General features: G+C 67.1%; 18 protein-coding genes and 1 tRNA gene. 5 read left to right on the top strand and 14 right to left on the bottom strand.

Annotated elements, in window-relative coordinates; genetic code table 11:
* Nucleotides 1-117: 117 nt before the first annotated feature.
* The 3 genes from malG to malE all read right to left on the bottom strand — a co-directional run bounded on the left by malG (nucleotide 118) and on the right by malE (nucleotide 3,828).
* The gene (gene malG, locus T8T21_RS09555) at nucleotides 118-1,008 is read right to left on the bottom strand and encodes a maltose ABC transporter permease MalG (RefSeq protein WP_183473469.1); all 891 of its coding nucleotides are present in this window, start codon (nucleotides 1,006-1,008) and stop codon (nucleotides 118-120) included.
* Nucleotides 1,005-2,549: a maltose ABC transporter permease MalF gene (malF, locus tag T8T21_RS09550; RefSeq protein ID WP_322335423.1), complete on the bottom strand. Its 1,545-nt coding sequence runs from the start codon at nucleotides 2,547-2,549 to the stop codon at nucleotides 1,005-1,007. The genes malG and malF overlap by 4 nt, the downstream gene beginning before the upstream one ends.
* Nucleotides 2,550-2,661: 112 nt before the next feature.
* Nucleotides 2,662-3,828 carry a maltose/maltodextrin ABC transporter substrate-binding protein MalE gene (malE, locus tag T8T21_RS09545; protein ID WP_322335422.1) on the bottom strand — a complete coding sequence of 389 codons (1,167 nt, stop codon included), beginning with the start codon at nucleotides 3,826-3,828 and terminating at the stop codon, nucleotides 2,662-2,664.
* A gap of 193 nt (nucleotides 3,829-4,021) precedes the next feature.
* Between malE and T8T21_RS09540 the strand changes: the two genes are divergently transcribed.
* Complete coding sequence (locus tag T8T21_RS09540; RefSeq protein ID WP_322335421.1) at nucleotides 4,022-5,077, top strand: LacI family DNA-binding transcriptional regulator; 1,056 nt, start codon at nucleotides 4,022-4,024, stop codon at nucleotides 5,075-5,077.
* Nucleotides 5,062-6,168 (top strand): ABC transporter ATP-binding protein, encoded by a 1,107-nt coding sequence (locus T8T21_RS09535; RefSeq protein ID WP_322335420.1) that lies wholly within the window; start codon nucleotides 5,062-5,064, stop codon nucleotides 6,166-6,168. Before T8T21_RS09540 ends, T8T21_RS09535 begins: the two co-directional genes overlap by 16 nt.
* Here the strand turns inward: T8T21_RS09535 and T8T21_RS09530 are convergent.
* From T8T21_RS09530 to T8T21_RS09520, 3 genes are all read right to left on the bottom strand, one after another.
* The gene (locus T8T21_RS09530; RefSeq protein ID WP_183473484.1) at nucleotides 6,149-6,616 is read right to left on the bottom strand and encodes a hypothetical protein; all 468 of its coding nucleotides are present in this window, start codon (nucleotides 6,614-6,616) and stop codon (nucleotides 6,149-6,151) included. The genes T8T21_RS09535 and T8T21_RS09530 overlap by 20 nt on opposite strands.
* Nucleotides 6,617-6,709: 93 nt before the next feature.
* Nucleotides 6,710-7,372 (bottom strand): GntR family transcriptional regulator, encoded by a 663-nt coding sequence (locus T8T21_RS09525; protein WP_183473487.1) that lies wholly within the window; start codon nucleotides 7,370-7,372, stop codon nucleotides 6,710-6,712.
* The gene (locus T8T21_RS09520) at nucleotides 7,369-8,079 is read right to left on the bottom strand and encodes a M48 family metallopeptidase (RefSeq protein ID WP_322335419.1); all 711 of its coding nucleotides are present in this window, start codon (nucleotides 8,077-8,079) and stop codon (nucleotides 7,369-7,371) included. The genes T8T21_RS09525 and T8T21_RS09520 overlap by 4 nt, the downstream gene beginning before the upstream one ends.
* A gap of 148 nt (nucleotides 8,080-8,227) precedes the next feature.
* On the opposite strand from T8T21_RS09520, the gene T8T21_RS09515 reads away from it, so the two are divergent.
* The 3 genes from T8T21_RS09515 (at nucleotide 8,228) to T8T21_RS09505 (ending at nucleotide 10,090) form a co-directional block, all read left to right on the top strand.
* Entirely contained in the window at nucleotides 8,228-8,563 is a 336-nt protein-coding gene (locus tag T8T21_RS09515) for a TIGR02300 family protein (protein ID WP_183473493.1), read from the top strand.
* A 112-nt stretch (nucleotides 8,564-8,675) separates the two neighbouring features.
* Nucleotides 8,676-8,751: transfer RNA gene (locus T8T21_RS09510), tRNA-Ala, on the top strand.
* A gap of 289 nt (nucleotides 8,752-9,040) precedes the next feature.
* A complete protein-coding gene (locus T8T21_RS09505) occupies nucleotides 9,041-10,090 on the top strand; it encodes a CAP domain-containing protein (RefSeq protein ID WP_322335418.1) in 1,050 nt (349 codons plus the stop codon).
* A 78-nt stretch (nucleotides 10,091-10,168) separates the two neighbouring features.
* Here T8T21_RS09505 and lpdA read toward each other — a convergent pair whose 3' ends face one another.
* The 8 genes from lpdA to sucC form a co-directional block, all read right to left on the bottom strand.
* Entirely contained in the window at nucleotides 10,169-11,557 is a 1,389-nt protein-coding gene (gene lpdA, locus T8T21_RS09500; protein WP_322335417.1) for a dihydrolipoyl dehydrogenase, read from the bottom strand.
* Between the two features lie 19 nt (nucleotides 11,558-11,576).
* The gene (locus tag T8T21_RS09495) at nucleotides 11,577-11,990 is read right to left on the bottom strand and encodes an MAPEG family protein (RefSeq protein ID WP_183473501.1); all 414 of its coding nucleotides are present in this window, start codon (nucleotides 11,988-11,990) and stop codon (nucleotides 11,577-11,579) included.
* A 16-nt stretch (nucleotides 11,991-12,006) separates the two neighbouring features.
* Entirely contained in the window at nucleotides 12,007-12,393 is a 387-nt protein-coding gene (locus tag T8T21_RS09490) for an MAPEG family protein (RefSeq protein WP_322335416.1), read from the bottom strand.
* A gap of 83 nt (nucleotides 12,394-12,476) precedes the next feature.
* Nucleotides 12,477-12,719: a hypothetical protein gene (locus tag T8T21_RS09485; protein ID WP_183473506.1), complete on the bottom strand. Its 243-nt coding sequence runs from the start codon at nucleotides 12,717-12,719 to the stop codon at nucleotides 12,477-12,479.
* Nucleotides 12,720-12,776: 57 nt separating this feature from the next.
* Entirely contained in the window at nucleotides 12,777-14,021 is a 1,245-nt protein-coding gene (gene odhB / locus T8T21_RS09480; protein ID WP_183473509.1) for a 2-oxoglutarate dehydrogenase complex dihydrolipoyllysine-residue succinyltransferase, read from the bottom strand.
* Between the two features lie 2 nt (nucleotides 14,022-14,023).
* Complete coding sequence (locus tag T8T21_RS09475) at nucleotides 14,024-16,987, bottom strand: 2-oxoglutarate dehydrogenase E1 component (RefSeq protein ID WP_322335415.1); 2,964 nt, start codon at nucleotides 16,985-16,987, stop codon at nucleotides 14,024-14,026.
* 109 nt (nucleotides 16,988-17,096) lie between these two features.
* Nucleotides 17,097-17,978 (bottom strand): succinate--CoA ligase subunit alpha, encoded by an 882-nt coding sequence (gene sucD / locus T8T21_RS09470; protein ID WP_322335414.1) that lies wholly within the window; start codon nucleotides 17,976-17,978, stop codon nucleotides 17,097-17,099.
* 5 nt (nucleotides 17,979-17,983) lie between these two features.
* Nucleotides 17,984-19,177, bottom strand: coding sequence for an ADP-forming succinate--CoA ligase subunit beta (gene sucC / locus T8T21_RS09465; protein ID WP_183473518.1), 1,194 nt, complete (start codon nucleotides 19,175-19,177; stop codon nucleotides 17,984-17,986).
* Nucleotides 19,178-19,391: the final 214 nt, after the last annotated feature.

Below are 19,391 nucleotides of genomic sequence, written 5' to 3'. Positions count from 1 at the left end.
TGGAATTCGACCCTACGTAAAAGAAAACTGTTGCAACACAACACGTTGAAAAACCTATTCAAAAGAATAGCGCCGCGGAGAGACTCCGCGGCGCTGATACCTTGCCGGAGGGGCGGATCAGCCCTTCACGGCGCCATCCGACAGGCCGGAGACGAGGTAGCGCTGGGCGATCAGGAAGACGACCGTGATCGGCAGGCCCGACAGGATCGCGGCGGCGGCGAAGTCGCCCCAGAGATACTTGAACTCGTTGAGATAGAGCCGCGAGCCCACCGCGAGGGTCATCTTGTCTTCGGAGCGGATCAGCACGCTGGCGATCGGGTAGTCGTTGATCACCCCGATGAAGCTCAGCACGAAGACCACCGCCATGATCGGCACCGCCAGCGGCAGGAAGATGTAGCGGAAGGTCTGCCACGGCGTCGCGCCGTCGATCTCGGCGGCCTTGTCGAGCGCGGTGTCGACGCTGTCGAAATAGCCCTTGATGGTCCAGATATGCAGGGTGATCTGGCTTAGATAGACGAGGATCAGCGCGGCGTGACTGTTGATGCCAAGGGTCGGGGATACCTCTCCCAGCGCGTCGAAGATCGCGAAGATCGCCACCAGCGCCAGCGTGGTCGGGAACATCTGGATCAGGAACAGCCCGTCGAGCATGCCTTGCTTGCCGCGGATACGGATGCGCGAGAAGGCGTAGGCCGAGATGGTCGAGAGCGCGAGCACGCCGGCGCTGGCGATCAGCCCGATCTTGATCGAGTTCCACATCCACAGGAGCACCGGGTAGGGCGGCGAGACCACCGTGCCGTCGGCGCGGGTGTAGTCGAGCCCGAAGGCGAGGTACCAGTGCTCCAGCGTCGGGTTCTCGGGCCAGAGCGCGCCGGTGGCGAAATTGCCTTCCCGAAAGCTGATCGAGACGATCATGAAGAACGGGAACAGGATCAGCACCAGAAAGCCCAGCATGAAACCATGGGCCGCGATCTTCTTGATCCTCAGGTCGCGCGGGCGTTCGACGATCATCGGCCGGACCTCTTCTGAGCGGCGCGGCGCATGGCCACGAAGTTGGCATAGGAGATGGCGGCCACGACGAGGAAGATCAGCAATGTGATCGCGCCTGCGAGGCCGAATTGCTGGCCCGAATCCTGAAAGGCCAGGCGGTAGGTGAAGGAGGCGAGGATGTCGGTCTCGCCTGCCGGGATCACCGTGCCGGGGATGTCGGGTCCGCCGCGGGTCAGCAGCAGGATCAGCACGAGGTTGTTGAAGTTGAAGGCGAAGGCCGCGATCAGCAGCGGCAGGAAGGGCGGGATGATCTGCGGCAGGGTGATGGTGAAGAACACCCGCAGGCTGGAGGCACCTTCGAGAGCGGCGGCCTTCTTGTGGTCCTGCGGCACCGCCTGCAGGAAGCCCATCGCCAGCAGCATCATGTAGGGATAGCCCAGCCAGATATTGACGAAGAGGATCATCACCCGGGCGAGATTGCCGTCGGTGAACCAGTCGGGCCGAAGGCCGAACAGCGCCTCCAGGATCATGTTGATCTCGCCGAAGTTCTGGTTGAACAGCCCGCGGAAGACGAGGATCGAGATGAACCCGGGCACCGCGTAGGGCAGGATCAGCAGGATCCGGTAGAGCGTCTTGAAGCGCAGATGCTCCCATTGGAGGATCACCGCCAGCGTCAGCCCGACGGTGAACACACCCAGCACCGACAGCGCCGCGAAGGCGAAGGTCCAGGCAAAGATCGACAGCATCGGGCCGCGCACGCCCTTGGATTCGAGGATGCGCTCGAAATTGTCGAAGCCCACTGCGACGCGCCAGCCCGGCGGCACCGCCTCGCCTTCTGGGGTCTCGAAGAAGCCGGTCTCGTGGTTGGCGGTGAGCTTGAGCCCGTCCGCGCTGCGGGTCAGCTCGTTCTCGCCGGTGCGGACATAGTCGGGCGTGACGCTGGCGAATGTCCGCAGCCCCGCATTGCGCAAGGCGACCTCGTCCGGGGTGGTCAGCGTCAGGCTCTGCAGCCCGGCGCGCAGCTTGATCGCGTCGCGCGGGCTCAGCAATTCGAGCGGCGCCGTGCCCGGCGCCAGCGTGACCGCTTCCTCATCGGCAGCCAGTGTCACCGGCGCCGACAGCAATTCACTCTCGGGCAGCCAGATGCGGTAGCCGTCGCCGTCGGGTGCCACCGCGAAGGGCTGTTCGGTGGCGGGGTCGACGGTGCCGCGCGAGGTCAGGACCTCGATCGTGCGCTCATAGGAGAGCAGGTTGAACGAGGAGTAGTTCGTGAAGCCCAGCCAGATCGTGTAGGCGACCGGAAAGGCGATGAAGACCAGCACCGCCGCCACGCCCGGGAAGATGAAGCGCGCGCCGTAGAAGCGGTTGGCGCCGAACATCACCACGAAGCCGGTGGCGACCGCCAGCAGGATCGCCCCGAAAAGCGGCTGGGCGATCTGGTAGAGGAAGAAGGCGCCGTAGAGCATGGCGAGGCCGATCACGGCCACCACGGCGAGGCGCGCCCAAGGCCTGCGCGCGCCTGGGCTCTCAAGCGGAGCGGGCCCCGCATCGGCGATGGTCATGTCGGTGGTCTCCCCGGTGCCGCGTCGCCCGTCCCGAGGCTCCCCCGGCGGCGGCAGGGGCGGGGCCGTTTCGGTCGCGTGGCCGGGGCGGCGGACCGCCCCGGCGCGTCGCTCACTCGCCCTTGATGCGTGCGGCGGCGTCGTCGAGCGCGGCCTGCGGCTCCTGCGCACCATTGGTGATATTGGTCAGCGCCGGCTGCATCGCGGCCCAGAATGCGCCCATCTCGGGGTTTGAGGGCATCGGCACGCCATCCTTGGCGACGTCGAGCATGGCGCTCACCTTCTCGTCGTCCTGCGCTTCGGCGGCCGACTGGTCGGCCAGCGCGCCCAGTGCCCCGGTGCCGTTCCAGGTGGCGAGACCCTCATCGGTGAGCAGGTAGCTCTCGATGAATTCCTGCGCGAGGTCGAGGTTGGGCGAGGCGGCGTTGAGCGCCAGCGCCTGCACGCCGAGGAAGGGCGGGGCCAGCTCGCCATCGACCTTGGGCAGCGGCGCCACGCCGAAATCGATGCCCGAGCTCGCGAGGTTGGCCCAGGCCCAGGGCCCGTTGATGACCATGGCGACCTCGCCATTGTTCATCGCCCCTTCCATCACGCCGTAATCGACGCCCTTGGGCATCACGCCGTCCTTGATGAGCGAGGCCAGCACCTCGGCGCCCTCGACCGCGCCCTCGGTGTTCACGCCGGAGGTCGAGCCGTCATAGGAGCCGTCGACCTTCTGGAAGGCGAAGCCGCCATTGGCGGCGAGTAGCGGGAAGGTGAAATAGGTGTTGTTGTAATCCCAAAGGATCGGCGCCACGCCCTCGGGCAACTCCATGGCTGCGATCTCGGAGAAATCGGCCGGCGGCGTGTCGACGAATTCCTTGTTGTAGATCAGGTGCACCGCCTCGACCGCGACGGGGTAGCCCCAGGTGGAGCCGTCGAAAGTCACCGCCTCCATGGCGGCGGGCAGGATGCCGTCGACGAACTCCGCGCCGGGGCTGACCGGGGCGATGATGCCGCCCGTGGCCCATTCGCCGAGGCGGTCATGGGCGTGCATCACGATGTCCGGGCCGTCGCCGGTGGCGGCCGCCTGCTGGAACTTCTCGGGCAGCGGCTCGACCACGGCCACCTCGACCGGCACGCCGAACTCTTCCTCGAAGCGCTTGCCGATCTCGCGCAGCGCATCGGGGGCGCGGTTGTCGCCGGTCCAGATCAGCAGCTTGCCGTCCTCGAAGGCCAGCGCCGGCGCGGCCGACAGCATCAGCAGCGCCACGGCGCCGAGGGTCTTGGTCTTGATCATGTCATCCTCCCAGATCGTCCCGCCGCCGGCTCCTCCGATCGGCGCGATTCGCGGCAAGATAGCAAAGCGAACCTCCATCTCAAACCGTTTTGAAAATGAATCCGGAGCATTTCTCTTTTCGTTGCAATCGACGAATGGATGCGCCTAGATTGTCGCTGCAAGCGCTTTGAACGACCGGGGGAGGGGTCGCGGCATGGCGACTCTCAAGGATATCTCCACCGAGCTCGGCCTCTCGGTCGCGACGGTCAGCCGGGCGCTCAACGGGTTTCCCGAGGTGGGCGCCAAGACCCGTGCCCGGGTGCAGGAGGCGGCGGCGCGGCTGGGCTACCGGCCCAACCGCTCGGCGCAGCGGCTGGCGACCGGCCGCTCCGGCGTGGTCGGCATGATCGTCAAGCTGCGCGCCGACATGTCGGCCGACCAGACCTTCTTCGACGTGCTGACGACGCTCACAGCCGAATTGGCCGCATGCGACCTCGATCTCGTGCTCTCGGTCGATCAGGGCAGCGACCCGACCGCGCCCTATGCGCGGATGCTCGAGCGTGACCTGCTCGATGGCTTCGTGCTCAACGCGCCGGTGCCGGATGATCCGCGCCCCAGCTTCCTGCGCTCGCGCGGCGTGCCCTTCGTGATGCATGGCCAGGCCCATGACGCGCCGGACTACGCCTTCTTCGGCATCGACAATCGCGCGGTCAGCGCCGACGCGGTCGCGCTGCTGTCCGATCTGGGTCATGCCCGGATCGCTCTGGTCAATGGCGAGGCGCGCTTCGCCTTCGCCGGAGATCGCGAGGCCGGATTTCGGGCCGCCATGGCAGGGGCAGGGCTGGCCGTTCCGGATGGTTTCGTCCAGGGCGGGGCGCCGACCGAAAGCACCGGCTACACCATGGCGCTGGCCTGGCTGGCGGGGCGGGCCGGACCGCGTCCGACGGCGATCCTGTGCGCCACCACCGCGATGGCGCAGGGGGTGCTGCGCGCCGCGCGCGATCTGCGCCTGTCGGTGCCGGGCGACCTGTCGGTGATCGCGCATGACGACGCGCTGCCCGGGATCGGTCCGGCGCATTTCACGCCGCCGCTCACCGTCACCCATGCACCGATGCGCGATGCCTGCGCGCCGCTCGCCCGGATGCTGATCGACCACCTCAACGGCGCCGATCCGGCGCGACTGCAAACCGTGATCCGGGCCGGGCTGATCGTCCGCGCCTCGACCGGGCCCGTCCCGAAGGGAGAGGAGAGACCATGGCAGACCCCGTGACCAGCGTCCTGCGTGCCGAGCGGCTCAAGAAGAGCTACGGCGCCGTCGAGGTGCTGCACGCGATCGACATCGACATGAAGCCGGGCGAGTTCCTCGTCCTCGTCGGCCCATCGGGCTGCGGCAAGTCCACGCTGCTGAACTGCATCGCCGGGCTCGAGGAAATCTCGGGCGGGGTGCTGGAGATCGGCGGCCGGGATGTCACCAACGAGCCGCCCAAGGACCGCGACATCGCGATGGTGTTCCAATCCTACGCGCTCTACCCGACCATGAACGTGGCCGAGAACATCGGCTTCGGCATGAAGGTGCGCAAGGTTCCCAAGGCCGAGGCGCAGCGCAAGATCGAGCAGGTCGCGAAGCTTCTGCAGATCGACCACCTGCTCGACCGCAAGCCGTCGCAGCTCTCGGGCGGTCAGCGCCAGCGCGTCGCGATGGGCCGGGCGCTGGTGCGCGATCCCAAGCTGTTCCTGTTCGACGAGCCGCTGTCGAACCTCGACGCCAAGCTGCGGGTCGAGATGCGTGCCGAGATCAAGCGGATTCACAAGACGACCCATGCCTCGATCGTCTATGTCACCCACGACCAGATCGAGGCGATGACGCTGGCCACCCGGATCGTCGTGCTGAAGGGCGGGGTGGTGCAGCAGATCGGCACGCCGCAGGAGATCTACGACACCCCCGCCAACACCTTCGTCGCCGACTTCATGGGCTCGCCGCCGATGAACCTCGTTCCGGCCCGGGTGACGCCGGAGGGACTCGACATCGACGGCACGCCGCTTTCCATGGGGCCCGGCTGGGACGCCGCTGCGCTACCTGCGCGGGTGACGCTCGGCATCCGACCCGAGCATCTGTCGCGCGCGGCCGGCGCGGCCGATCTCGTGGTGGCGCCCAAGCTGATCGAGAACACCGGTGCCGAAGCCTATGTGAGCTTCGAGCTTGGCGGCGAGACGATCACCGCGCGGCTGCCGGGCCGCATCCCCGAGGGCGCGACCGAGCATGTCGATCTGGCCGTGGCGCGCGACGGGCTGTGCCTGTTCGACATCGAGACCGGCCGTCGGATCGAGCGCACGCCTGCGCTCAGTGCAGCCGTCGGCTGATCCCGGCGCGGCGCAGGCCGAGGCCCAGCGCCTCGGCCAGATGCGCCGCATCGAAGGCGGCGTCGACCCGCAGGAAGGCCAGCGCCAGCATCAGCGCCTCTTCGTGCGCGGCCTCGGCACCGTGACCCACCAGCCGCGCGAACCATGCCTCATCTGCGCCGAGGCAGGCGCATTCGGCGGCGTGGCGCATCAGCGGACGGCGCCCATGCGTCCCGCACAGCCGGGCCAGCGCGTCGAGTGCCTGCGCTGCCGCCTCGGCCGGGCCGGGGTCGAGATCGGGCGTCAGCCGCGCCGCGACCGAGGCGCGGCCCGCATCGCACCACAACCGCAGCAGGCGGACGGCGCGTGCCTCGATCGGGGACAGGTCGTCGATCCGGCCGACCGGCGCACCGCCCTGCGGCGGGCGCGGCGTGCCGTCGTGGAAGTCATCGGGAAAGTCGCGGGGCATGGCGCACCTCGGTGGTCCAGCATCTCCGGCTTGCGACGCGCGGTCGTGCGTCGTGGCTGACCTATTCCTGACTATAATTGTATGGTATGTCAATCACCCCTTGAGCAGGCGCAGCCCTTGGGTGACGTCGGTCCGCACCGCCAGACGCAACCCCGGCTCGTCCCCGGCCCGCAGCGCGGCGAGGATCAGCTTGTGATGATAGGGCGGCTCGGTCCGCCGCAGCCGCCCGTAAAGCGCCCGCATGGTGGGGCCGAGCTGCAGCCACACCGTTTCCGTCATGGCGAGGATCGCGGGCGACTGGGCGCGCAGGTAGAGCGTGCGGTGAAACTCGAGATTCATTCGGATATAGCCGGTGGCGTCGTGCCGCGCGACCATCTGGCTGACCCCGGCATTGATCGCCTCGAGCCGGTCGATCAGCGCGAAATGCGCGCGGGGCAGGGCGCGGGAGGCCAGCTCCGGTTCGAGCATGGCCCGCAGACTGGCCAGTTCCTCGATCCGCTCGTTGGTGAGGGCCGGTGTCGCCACCCGGCCCGATGAGGACAGCGTCAGCGCCCCTTCGGCCACCAGCCGCCGCACGGCTTCGCGCGCGGGGGTCATGGAAACGCCGAACAGCTTGCCGATGCCGCGCAGTGTCAGAGATTCGCCCGGCCCCAGCTCGCCATGCATGATCCGGGTGCGCAGCGCGCGGTAGACGCGGTCATGCGCCGCGCCGGTCGGATCGGGAATGCGCGGCGTGGCGGTGGCGGGCGGGATCACGAGGCGGCCTCCGTCATCGGCGCGAAGTCGATTCGCTGCAGCGCATCGCCGTTCCGGCGCAGCCAGTCCCGCGCGGCGCGGTGATCGGGATAGAGCCGCTCGCAGACCGCCCAGAAGGCGGCGGAGTGGTTCATCTCGGCCAGATGCGCGACCTCGTGCGCGGCGACGTAGTCGCCGATCGCGGGGGGTGCCATCACCAGGCGCCAGGACAGCATGATGTCGCCCGTGGAACTGCACGAGCCCCAGCGCGAGCGGGTGTCGCGCAGGGAGAGCCTGCCCACGCGCCGGCCCAATGCGGCGGCGTGGCGATCCACCGCCTCGGCCAGCACGTCACGCGCGCGGGCCTTGAGAAAGGCCATGGCGCGGGCCGGTGCGCGATCCGGGTCGCGGGGCAGCAGCAGCGCGCCGTCTTCGAGCCGTGGCGCCCGCACCGGGCCGGGACGAAGCGCGATTTCGCGGCCAAGATAGGGGATCGTGCCGCCGAGCTGGACGGGGCGCGGCGGTGCCACGCGGTCGAGATGCCCGCGCACCCAATCCTCGCGCGCGCGCAGAAAGGCCAGCCCCTCGCGCTCGGGCGTGCGCCGGGGCAGGGTGAGCGTGACGCGCCCGTCGCGGTGCGACACGCGCAGCGTGATCCGCCGCGCCCGGTCCGACCGCCTGAGCGCCACCGTCAGGGGCGGGTCGCCCGGCAGCACATGTTCGCCCATATCGCCCGTGCCTCTCCCTGCCCAAAGGCTTTGACAGCCTGCCGTGCTTATGGCAGGGGAGCGCGATCCGCCGCAAGGCCGAGGCGCTTTTCGCGCCCGGGCCAGCGCGTCCGCCGATCATCGCCGCACGGAACTGGAAGGACAGCCCATGCCGAAGGAAGAATGGGGAACCAAGCGCATCTGCCCGACCACGGGCAAGCGCTTTTACGACCTGAACGCCAACCCGATCGTCAGCCCCTACACGGGTCAGGTCGTGACGCTCGATACCGGCAAGAACCGCACCATGGTGGCGGATGCCGAGGATGGGCAGACCAAGAAGATGAAGAAGTCCTCGGAGGATGACGAGGAGCTGCTGCTCGACGACGACGACGAGGACGAGAGCGACGACGTCGATCTCGGCGATGACGTGCTCGACGACGACGACGACAGCGACGACGTCTCGCTCGACGAACTGGCCGACGTGCCCGCCGAGGACGACGAGTAAAAGTTTTTCGGCCCGGGCGCGTGTTTTCCGCTTGCACCCGCCCGGCCCCACCCTTAGAGAGCGGCACACGGGCAGCGACGCTGACCGACACGGCGGAAACGCCGGACATGATGGGGCCTTAGCTCAGCTGGGAGAGCGCTTGCATGGCATGCAAGAGGTCAGGGGTTCGATCCCCCTAGGCTCCACCATCACTCTCACATGAGAATCGAACGATAGAAACGCCGCGGTGAACCGTGGCCGTTTCGATCGAAATCAGCCCGCCCGCGATGCTTCGCGTCGGCGGCTTTTTGCGTGCGTGCCGGCTCGGAATGCGCCCAGCCTTTCGCGACCGCAGCATCGGCGGAACCCGGCCAGACCTTTGGACAAGGCGCGGCACCAAGGCGCCTGATCCGGCGCGAACCGGCGGCGGCCATTCGACTCCCCGAAAGGAGCGATTAGATCGGCGTCACGTTAACCTAACTAGGATGATCGGATCACATGTCCATCGCGAACGACCTCGAGCGCCAGATGCTCGACCTCATCAACGAGGAACGCGCCGCGCGCGGTCTGAATCCCCTGAAGCTCGAACTGAACCTGAACCAGTCGAGCGAGGATCACAGCAGCTGGATGCTGCAAACCGGCACCTTCTCCCACACCGGTGTCGGTGGCTCGTCCTCCCGTGACCGGATGGCCGACGCCGATTTCGATTTTTCCGGCCGTTGGACCTCGGCTGAGAACATCGCCTGGCAGAGCCAGCGCGGTGCCCCGGGTCTGTCCGACGATGTCGTCGACCTGCACAACTCGCTGATGAACAGCCCGGGCCACCGGGCCAACATCCTCAACCCCGACCATGAAGTGATCGGCATCGGCATCGAGGTCGGCAAGTTCCGCGGCTATGACAGCGTCATGGTCACCCAGAACTTCGCCAGCACCGATGGCACCGTCGATCTCGACCGCGGCGCGGCCACGCCGGCCGCCCCGGCCCAGGTCGAAGAGACCCCGGTCCAGCAGCCGGTCGAGGACACTCCCGTCCAGAAGGCCCCGGTCGAGGAGGCTCCCGTCCAGAAGGCTCCCGTCCAGGAGACCCCGGAAGAGACCGCGCCCGTCGCCAAGCCGGCCGTCGAGGACACCCCGGTCGTGGAAGCGCCGGTGGCCAAGCCGACCGTCGAAGAGACCCCCGTCCAGGAGACCCCGGTCGCCAAGGCGCCGGTGATCGAGACGCCCGACGTCGTCGAGACCACCGTCGTCGAGGAAGGCCGCAACTGGTCGCGCTTCTTCGACGACAACTTCAAGTGGAACGTGTCGATCAACACGCGTCACAACGACCGTGTCGAGACCGTCGAGAAGTCCGGCGACTCTGTCGACGGTTTCAACTTCAAGACCAGCTGGGGCGAGCGCGCCAACGACTGGGACAACATGTTCGACACCTTCGACTGGGGCCGCAAGAGCCGCGACACGAAGACCGAAGTGGCGGTGTCGGATGACGATGCCGGGCAGGACACCTTCGCGTTCGCCTTTGCCGGCTTCGACGACTGGTTCCACGGCTGAGGCTGGCGAACCACCGCTGGAAACGCACATGGCCGCGCCCTCGGGCGCGGCCATGTCGTTTTTGGGGCAGGGGCCGGGTCAGGCGTGGATCGCGCCGTCGCCCAGCGCCAGAGCCGCCTCGCGCACGCCCTCGCTATAGGTCGGGTGGGCATGGCAGGTGCGGGCGAGATCCTCGGCCGCCGCGCCGAACTCCATCGCCACGCAGACCTCGTGGATCAGGTCGCCGGCCATCGGGCCGATGATGTGCGCGCCGAGGATCCGGTCGGTTTCCTTGTCGGCCAGGATCTTCACGAAGCCCTCGGCCGAGAAGTTGGCCTTGGCCCGCGCGTTGCCCATGAACGGGAACTTGCCGACCTTGTAGGCGCGGCCCTCTTCCTTGAGCTGCTCCTCGGTCTTGCCGACGGTCGCCACCTCGGGATGGGTGTAGACCACGCCCGGGATCACCTCGTAGTTCACGTGGCCCTTCTGACCGGCGAGGATCTCGGCGATCGCCACGCCCTCGTCCTCGGCCTTGTGCGCGAGCATCAGGCCCGGCACCGCGTCACCGATCGCGTAGACGCCGTCGACGCTGGTCTTGAAGTGATCGTCGATCTTGATCTGGCCGCGATCGGTCATCTCGACGCCAAGCTCTTCGAGACCCAGCCCGTCGACATAGGGCTTCCGGCCGGTCGCCACGAGCACGCAATCCGCCTCGAGGCTCTGCTCGCTGTCATCCTTGCGGCTCTTCCAGGTGACGGTGGCCTTGTCGCCCTCGACCGTCACGCCCTGCACCGCCGAGCCGAGCACGAATTTCAGCCCCTGCTTGGTCAGGATCTTCTGGAAGTTGCGGGCGATCTCGGCGTCCATGCCAGGGGTGATCGCGTCGAGATACTCGACCACGGTGACCTCGGTGCCGAGGCGGCGGTAGACCGAGCCCAACTCCAGCCCGATGACGCCCGCGCCGATCACAACCATCTTCTCGGGGATGCGGCCCAGCTCCAGCGCGCCGGTCGAGGTCACGACGACCTTCTCGTCGATCTCGACATTGGGGATCGAGGCGGGGACGGAGCCGGACGCGATCACGATGTGCTTGGCCTCGTGGACGTCGTCACCGACCTTGACCTTGCCCTTCTCGGGGATCGAGCCCCAGCCCTTGAGCCAGTCGATCTTGTTCTTCTTGAACAGGAATTCGATGCCGCCGGTGTTCTGGCCGACACTGTCGCGCTTGTAGGCGAGCATCTGGTCCCAATCGACTTCGGGCTTTTCGGTTTTCAGGCCCATCTTGGCGAAGTTGTGCTCGGCCTCGTGCAGCGCATGGGTGGCGTGCAGCAGCGCCTTGGAGGGGATACAGCCCACGTTGAGGCAGGTGCCGCCCAGCGTCTCGCGCCCTTCGACCACCGCGGTCTTGAGGCCGAGCTGGGCCGCCTTGATGGCGCAGACATAGCCGCCGGGGCCGGCGCCGATGACGATGAGATCGTAGGATGCCATGGAAAACTCCTGTGGGGTGTCAGACGAGGGCGAGGCCGATCATGGCGATGGTGGCGAGAAAGCCCACCAGCCAGATCAGCGATCGCCAGGGCCGGAGCCCGAAATAATAGGCCGGCACGTAGAGGATGCGCGCCGCGAGATAGGTCCAGGCGAACACCGCCGAAAGACCTGTGGTCTTGTCGCCGAGGATCAGCACGACGACGGCGAGGGTGAAGAGGATCAGCCCCTCGAAGTGGTTGTTCAGCGCCCGGTAGAGCCGCCCGGTGCGCGGGCTGGCCAGCGATTCCAGCGTCCCGCCGAGCCGCTGCGGATCGCGCGGAGAGAGGGTCTTCGCGAAACCCAGCTCTCGATTGGCGCGCACCGACAGCCAGGCGTATTGCAGCGCCTGCAAGAGCCCTGCCAGGGCCAGGACCTGCAATTCGGGGGCCGTCATCGCGGCCCTCGGGGATCTAGAACGCGGCGATGTAGAGATAGAGCGTCGCGACGAAGCCCAAGCCCCAGACCGCGGTGCGCGCCCAGGGGATGCCGGCGGGGTAGAGCAGGGCATAGGCCAGCCGCGCGATCAGGAAGACCTGCGCCGCCAGAAGCGTGCCGCCGCCGAAGCCCTCGCGCGCCGCGAGGATCAGTATTGCAGGGGCGAAGAGCGCCATCGCCGTGACCGAGTTGGCCACGCAGCGTTCCATCCGGCCGGCCGTGCCGGTCAGCCGGGGCATGTCGTCGCGCGGCCGCGCCAGCATCGGCAGGCCGACCTGCGAAATGGCGAAGAGCACCTGGATGACGATCAATATGATCACCAAAAGCCCGTAGAGCGCCAGAATATCCAGTTCGTGTGACATGAGACCCCTCCCGCAACCGGTATGCACGCGGCGAGTGTAGCACGATCACGCGCGGCCGGTGGTCGGAGGGGGAGGGGCTCATTTCAGGCGGTCTCGAGAAAGGTGCAGGTCATGGCGCCGCCAAAGCCCTGCTCCTTGGCGATCCAGGCCTCGGCGCGCTTGCGGTCGTTGACCTTGAACAGCACCAGCACGGTAGAGCCGTGATCGGCGTCGCGCCAGATCTGAAGCTGGCTGAGACCGGCCTGCATCCGCTCCTCGTAGTCACCGTCGAAGGCGGTCTTCCAGGAGGCGTAGTCGGGGGTGTCGATCTGGCAGAGCATCTGCATGGCGCGGACCTTTGTTGCAAAGCGGGGCCAGGCTCAACGCCCGGCCCCCTCACATGTTCACAGATCCATCAGCAGCCGGCGCGGATCCTCGAGCGCTTCCTTGACGCGCACGAGGAAGGTCACGGCGCCCTTGCCGTCGACGATGCGGTGATCGTAGCTCAGCGCGAGGTACATCATCGGCCGGATCTCGACCTTGCCGTTGATCGCCATCGGGCGGTCCTGGATCTTGTGCATGCCGAGGATGCCCGACTGCGGGGGGTTGAGGATCGGCGAGGACATCAGCGAGCCGTAGACGCCACCGTTCGAGATGGTGAAGGAGCCGCCCTGCATGTCGGCCATCGACAGCTTGCCATCGCGCGCCTTCACGCCCAGCTCGGAGATGGTCTTCTCGATCTCGGCAAAGCCCATCTGGTCGGCGTTGCGCACCACCGGCACCACGAGGCCGGTGGGGGTGCCCACCGCGATGCCCATGTGGACGTAGTTCTTGTAGACCACGTGATCGCCGTCGATCTCGGCGTTGACGTCCGGCACTTCCTTGAGGGCGTGCACGCAGGCTTTGGTGAAGAAGGACATGAAGCCGAGCTTCACGCCGTGCTTCTTCTCGAACAGGCCCTTGTACTCGTTGCGCAGCTCCATGACCGCGGTCATGTCCACCTCGTTGTAGGTGGTCAGCATCGCGGCGGTGTTCTGCGCCTCCTTGAGACGACGGGCGATGGTCTGGCGCAGGCGGGTCATCTTGACCCGCTCCTCGCGGTCGGCGTCGTCCGACGAGACCGGGCCGCGCGCGGCGGGCTTGGAGGTCTCGGCCGCCTTCGGCGCGTTGAGCGCCTTGAGCACGTCTTCCTTCATGACCCGGCCATCCTTGCCGGAGCCCTTCACGTCGCCGGGCTTGAGGTCGTTCTCGGCCATCAGCTTCTTGGCCGAGGGCGCATCCTCGGTGTCGCCCTTGGCATCGCCCTTCTCGGCCGGCTCGCCGGCGGGCTCGCCCGAGACGTTGCTCGCGGCCTGCTGCTCCTTGGGGCCGTCCTCGGCCGGGGCCTCGGGCGCGGATTTGGCGGGCGCGTCGCCCTCGCTCACCTGGGCCAGCAGCGCGTCGACGCCGACGGTGTCGCCCTCGTTGGCAACGATCTCGGACAGGGTGCCGGCGACCGGCGAGGGAACCTCGACGGTCACCTTGTCGGTTTCGAGCTCGCACAGCATCTCGTCCACCGCCACGGCGTCGCCCGGCTTCTTGAACCAGGTGGCGACGGTCGCTTCGGTGACGCTCTCGCCCAGGGTGGGGACGCGGACTTCGGTGCTCATTCTCAGTTTCCTTCGATGCTCAGCGCTTCGTTCACCAGCGCTTCCTGTTGGGCCTTGTGCTGGCTGGCGAGGCCGGTCGCGGGCGAGGCGCTCGCGTGACGGCCGACGTAACGGGGGCGCTTATGCGCGGCGTCGATCCGGCTCAGCACCCATTCGATGTTGGGCTCGATGAAGCTCCAGGCCCCCTGGTTCTTGGGCTCTTCCTGGCACCAGATCATCTCGGCGCCCTTGAAGCGCTCCAGCTCCTTGACCAGCGACAGCGCCGGGAAGGGATAGAACTGCTCGATCCGCATCAGGTAGACGTCGTCGAGCCCGCGCGCGTCGCGCTCCTCGAGCAGGTCGTAATAGACCTTGCCCGAGCACATCACCACGCGCTTGATCTCGGAGTCGGGTTTAAGCTGCGTGTCCGAATGACCCTTCTCGGCGTCGTCCCACAGCACCCGGTGGAAGGACGAGCCGGTGACGAAGTCCTCGGCATCCGAGACCGCCATCTTGTGACGCAGCAGCGATTTCGGCGTCATCAGCACCAGCGGCTTGCGGAAGGTGCGGTGCAGCTGCCGGCGCAGGATGTGGAAGTAGTTCGCCGGGGTCGAGCAGTTCGCCACGATCCAGTTGTCGCCACCGCACATCTGCAGGAAGCGCTCGAGCCGTGCCGAGGAGTGCTCGGGGCCCTGGCCCTCATAGCCATGCGGCAGCAGCATCACGAGGCCCGACATGCGCAGCCACTTCGACTCGCCCGAGGAGATGAACTGGTCGAACATGATCTGCGCGCCGTTGGCGAAGTCGCCGAACTGCGCCTCCCACATCACCAGCGCGTTGGGCTCGGCGAGCGAGTAGCCGTACTCGAAGCCCAGCACCGCGTATTCCGAGAGCATCGAGTCGATGACCTCGTAGCGGGCCTGGCCGTCGCGGATGTTGTTGAGCGGGTAGTAGCGCTCCTCGTTCTCCTGGTTGATGAAGGCCGAGTGGCGTTGGCTGAAGGTGCCGCGCGTGCTGTCCTGGCCCGAGAGCCGGACCGGGTAGCCTTCGGTCAGCAGCGAGCCGAAGGCCAGCGCCTCGGCGGTGGCCCAGTCGAAGCCCTTGCCGCTCTCGAACATCTGGCCCTTCGCCTCGAGCAGGCGCGAGACGGTGCGGTGCAGCGGGAAACCCTCGGGCGCGCGGGTGAGGGCGCGACCGATCTCGGTCATGGTCTTCTCGTCGATCGCGGTCTGGCCGCGCTGGTAGCTCTCGTGGTCGCGCCGGTCGAGATGGCTCCAGCGCCCGTCGAGCCAGTCGGCCTTGTTCGGGCGGTAGGACTTGCCGGCTTCGAACTCCTCACCCAGCAGCGCCTGGAACTGCGCCTTCATGTCCTCGATCTCGCCCTCGGGGATCAGCCCGTCCTTGACGAGCCGCTCGGTGTAGAGCGTGAGCGTGGTCTTCTGGCTCTTGATCTTCTTGTACATCACCGGGTTGGTGAACATGGGCTCGTCGCCCTCGTTGTGACCGAAGCGGCGGTAGCAGAAGATGTCGATGACGACGTCCTTGTGGAACTTCTGCCGGAACTCGGTCGCCACCTTGGCAGCGTGCACCACCGCCTCCGGATCGTCGCCGTTGACGTGGAAGATCGGCGCCTCGACCATCAGCGCGATGTCGGTCGGGTAGGGGGACGAACGCGAGAAGTGCGGCGCGGTGGTGAAGCCGATCTGGTTGTTCACCACGATGTGGATCGTGCCGCCGGTGCGGTGACCGACGAGGCCCGACAGGCCGAAGCCCTCGGCCACGACGCCCTGGCCGGCGAAGGCCGCGTCGCCATGCAGCAGCACCGGGATCACCTGGGTGCGGTCCTGGTCACCGAGCTGGCTCTGCTTGGCGCGCGCCTTGCCGAGCACGACCGGGTTCACCGCCTCGAGGTGGCTGGGGTTGGCGGTCAGCGACAGGTGGACCTTGTTGCCGTCGAACTCGCGGTCCGAAGAAGCGCCGAGGTGGTATTTCACGTCGCCGGAGCCGTCCACTTCCTCGGGCTTGAAGCTGCCGCCCTGGAACTCGTGGAAGATCGCCCGGTAGGGCTTCTGCATGACGTTGGCGAGCACCGAGAGGCGGCCGCGATGCGGCATGCCGATCACGATGTCCTTCACGCCGAGCTGGCCGCCGCGCTTGATGATCTGCTCCATCGCCGGGATCAGCGCCTCGCCGCCGTCGAGGCCGAAGCGCTTGGTGCCCATGTACTTGACGTGCAGGAACTTCTCGAAGCCCTCGGCCTCGACCAGCTTGTTGAGGATCGCCTTGCGGCCTTCCTTGGTGAACTGGATCTCCTTGCCGTAGCCCTCGATCCGCTCCTTGAGCCAGGCCGACTGCTCGGGGTCGGAGATGTGCATGTATTGCAGCGCGAAGGTGCCGCAATAGGTCCGCTTCACCAGCGCCAGGATCTCGTTCATCGTCGCGATCTCGAGGCCGAGCACGTTGTCGATGAAGATCGGCCGGTCCATGTCGGACTTGGTGAAGCCGTAATTGGCCGGATCCAGCTCGGGATGCGGCGTCTGTTCGCGCAAGCCCAGCGGATCGAGGTCGGCGGCGAGATGGCCGCGGATCCGGTAGGCGCGGATGATCATCAGCGCGCGGATGCTGTCGAGCACCGCGGCGCGCAGCTGCTCCTCGGAGAGCCCGACGCCCTTCTCGGCGGCCTTGGCGGCGATCTTGTCGCGGGCGCCCTTGGCTTCGGCAGCGGCGGGCCACTGCCCGTCGAGCGCGGCAGTCAGGTCGTCATTCGGCTGCATCGGCCAGTCGCGGCGGGCCCAGGAGGGGCCGGCGGCCTCGGCGCGGGCGTCCGAGCCGCTGTCGCCCAGGCTGCGGAAGAACTCCTGCCAGGCCGCGTCGACGCTCGACGGGTTCTCGGCATAGCGCGCGTGCAGATGCTCGATGTAGTCGGCGTTCGCACCCTGCAGGAAGGAGGAGGCGTGGAACACGTCGTTGGGGCTTTGCTCGGTCATGGCAGGATCCTCGATCCGCGGGGCAAGAACGGTGATGCGCCGGGCCCAGATAGGGCGCGCGGCGCGGATGTCAGGGGGGAAGGGGGCGTGCGCCCCCTTCCGATAGGTGTCAGCCGATCGCCTTGAGCACGGCTTCGCCGAGCGAGGCGGGGCTGTCGGCGACCACGATCCCGGCGGATTTCATCGCCTCGATCTTGCTCTCCGCGTCGCCCTGGCCGCCCGACACGATCGCGCCGGCATGGCCCATGCGGCGGCCCGGAGGGGCGGTGCGCCCGGCGATGAAGCCGGCGGTGGGCTTCCAGCGGCCGCGCTTCTTCTCGTCGGCGAGGAACTGCGCCGCTTCTTCCTCGGCGGTGCCGCCGATCTCGCCGATCATGATGATCGACTGGGTCTCGGGGTCGGCGAGGAACATCTCGAGGATGTCGATATGCTCCGAGCCCTTGATCGGGTCGCCGCCGATGCCCACCGCGGTGGACTGGCCGAGGCCCGAATCCGAGGTCTGCTTGACCGCCTCGTAGGTCAGCGTGCCCGAGCGCGACACGACGCCGACCGAGCCACGCTTGTGGATGTGGCCGGGCATGATGCCGATCTTGCAGGCGTCGGGGGTGATGACACCGGGGCAGTTCGGCCCGATCAGGCGGGTCTTGGAATTGATGAGGGCGCGCTTGACCTTCATCATGTCGAGCACCGGGATGCCTTCGGTGATGCAGATCACCAGCTCCATCTCCGCGTCGATCGCTTCCATGATGGAGTCGGCGGCGAAGGGCGGCGGCACGTAGATCACCGAGGCGTTGGCCTCGGTCTTGGCCTTGGCCTCGTGCACGCTGTCGAAGACCGGCAGGTCGAGATGGGTCTGACCGCCTTTGCCCGGGGTCACGCCGCCGACCATCTTGGTGCCGTAGGCGATGGCCTGCTCGGTGTGGAAGGTGCCCTGGCTGCCGGTGAGACCTTGGCAGATGACCTTGGTGTTTTCGTCGACGAGAATCGCCATTGCTGTTATCCCTTCACCGCTTTGACGATCTTTTCGGCAGCATCGGACAGGTTGTCCGCCGCGATTACGTCCAGACCGGAATTGTTGATGATCTCCTTGCCCTGATCGACGTTCGTCCCTTCGAGACGCACGACCAGCGGCACCTTCAGGCCGACCTCTTTCACGGCCGCGATCACGCCTTCGGCGATGACGTCGCAGCGCATGATGCCGCCGAAGATGTTGACCAGGATGCCTTTGACGTTCTGGTCGGAGGTGATGATCTTGAAGGCCTCGGTGACCTTCTCCTTGGTGGCGCCGCCGCCCACGTCGAGGAAGTTGGCCGGCTCCGCGCCCTTGAGCTTGATGATGTCCATCGTCGCCATGGCGAGGCCTGCGCCGTTGACCATGCAACCGATCTCGCCGTCGAGCGCGATGTAGTTCAGGTCGTATTTCGAGGCGGCCAGCTCCTTGCTGTCTTCCTCGGTCTCGTCGCGCAGGGCGGCGATGTCGTCATGGCGGTAGATCGCGTTGCCGTCGAAGCCCATCTTGGCGTCGAGACATTTCAGGTCACCCTTGTCGGTGACGATCAGCGGGTTGATCTCCAGCATCTCCATGTCCTTCTCGACGAAGAGACGGTAGAGCGTGTCCATCAACTTGACGCACTGCTTGACCTGCTGGCCCTTGAGGCCGAGGGCAAAGGCGATGCGGCGGCCGTGATAGGGCTGGTAGCCGGTGGCCGGATCGACCGAGAAGCTCAGGATCTTCTCGGGCGTGGAGGCGGCGACCTCCTCGATGTCCATGCCGCCCTCGGTCGAGCAGACGAAGGAGATGCGGCTGGTGGCGCGGTCGACCAGCAGCGCGAGGTAGAGCTCGGTCTCGATCTCCGAGCCATCCTCGATGTAGATGCGGTTGACCTGCTTGCCCGCCGGGCCGGTCTGGTGCGTGACCAGGGTACGGCCGAGCATCTTCTTGGCTTCCTCGGCCGCCTCCTCGACGGACTTGGCGAGGCGGACGCCGCCCTTCTCGCCGGCGTCGGCCTCCTTGAAGTGGCCCTTGCCGCGGCCGCCGGCATGGATCTGCGCCTTCACCACCCAAAGCGGGCCGTCGAGTTCGCCTGCCGCTGTCTTCGCCTCTTCGGCGCGCATCACCGGACGTCCGTCGGAGACAGGCGCGCCGTAGCTGCGCAGAAGGGCCTTGGCCTGGTATTCGTGGATGTTCATGGACCGGTCCTCGGTTGCCGTGATTTGGCCCCTTCAAGCACAGGCATCGGTACGAAAGAACTGCTTTCGGAGCGGCATCCGAGGAAAAGCGACATATGTGATCACGCAATTTCAAGGCGTGATCACAGAGTACGAACTGCGACCGGCTGTCGCGGCGGCGCGATTCGATCCTCGCGCTCAAGCCCGTGACATCTTCACGAAAAAGGGCGCCCGA

This window comes from Limimaricola variabilis (assembly GCF_034371605.1).
Taxonomy (GTDB): Bacteria; Pseudomonadota; Alphaproteobacteria; order Rhodobacterales; family Rhodobacteraceae; genus Limimaricola; species Limimaricola variabilis.
This window is presented reverse-complemented; position numbering and strand designations above follow the sequence as displayed.

Bases quoted from the DNA above. Each gene is read 5' to 3' on its own strand.
- malG (WP_183473469.1), bottom strand. From the start codon at position 1,008: ATGATCGTCGAACGCCCGCGCGACCTGAGGATCAAGAAGATCGCGGCC.
- malF (WP_322335423.1), bottom strand. From the start codon at position 2,549: ATGACCATCGCCGATGCGGGGCCCGCTCCGCTTGAGAGCCCAGGCGCG.
- malE (WP_322335422.1), bottom strand. From the start codon at position 3,828: ATGATCAAGACCAAGACCCTCGGCGCCGTGGCGCTGCTGATGCTGTCG.
- T8T21_RS09540 (WP_322335421.1), top strand. From the start codon at position 4,022: ATGGCGACTCTCAAGGATATCTCCACCGAGCTCGGCCTCTCGGTCGCG.
- T8T21_RS09535 (WP_322335420.1), top strand. From the start codon at position 5,062: ATGGCAGACCCCGTGACCAGCGTCCTGCGTGCCGAGCGGCTCAAGAAG.
- T8T21_RS09530 (WP_183473484.1), bottom strand. From the start codon at position 6,616: ATGCCCCGCGACTTTCCCGATGACTTCCACGACGGCACGCCGCGCCCG.
- T8T21_RS09520 (WP_322335419.1), bottom strand. From the start codon at position 8,079: ATGGGCGAACATGTGCTGCCGGGCGACCCGCCCCTGACGGTGGCGCTC.
- T8T21_RS09515 (WP_183473493.1), top strand. From the start codon at position 8,228: ATGCCGAAGGAAGAATGGGGAACCAAGCGCATCTGCCCGACCACGGGC.
- T8T21_RS09505 (WP_322335418.1), top strand. From the start codon at position 9,041: ATGTCCATCGCGAACGACCTCGAGCGCCAGATGCTCGACCTCATCAAC.
- lpdA (WP_322335417.1), bottom strand. From the start codon at position 11,557: ATGGCATCCTACGATCTCATCGTCATCGGCGCCGGCCCCGGCGGCTAT.
- T8T21_RS09495 (WP_183473501.1), bottom strand. From the start codon at position 11,990: ATGACGGCCCCCGAATTGCAGGTCCTGGCCCTGGCAGGGCTCTTGCAG.
- T8T21_RS09490 (WP_322335416.1), bottom strand. From the start codon at position 12,393: ATGTCACACGAACTGGATATTCTGGCGCTCTACGGGCTTTTGGTGATC.
- T8T21_RS09485 (WP_183473506.1), bottom strand. From the start codon at position 12,719: ATGCAGATGCTCTGCCAGATCGACACCCCCGACTACGCCTCCTGGAAG.
- odhB (WP_183473509.1), bottom strand. From the start codon at position 14,021: ATGAGCACCGAAGTCCGCGTCCCCACCCTGGGCGAGAGCGTCACCGAA.
- T8T21_RS09475 (WP_322335415.1), bottom strand. From the start codon at position 16,987: ATGACCGAGCAAAGCCCCAACGACGTGTTCCACGCCTCCTCCTTCCTG.
- sucD (WP_322335414.1), bottom strand. From the start codon at position 17,978: ATGGCGATTCTCGTCGACGAAAACACCAAGGTCATCTGCCAAGGTCTC.
- sucC (WP_183473518.1), bottom strand. From the start codon at position 19,177: ATGAACATCCACGAATACCAGGCCAAGGCCCTTCTGCGCAGCTACGGC.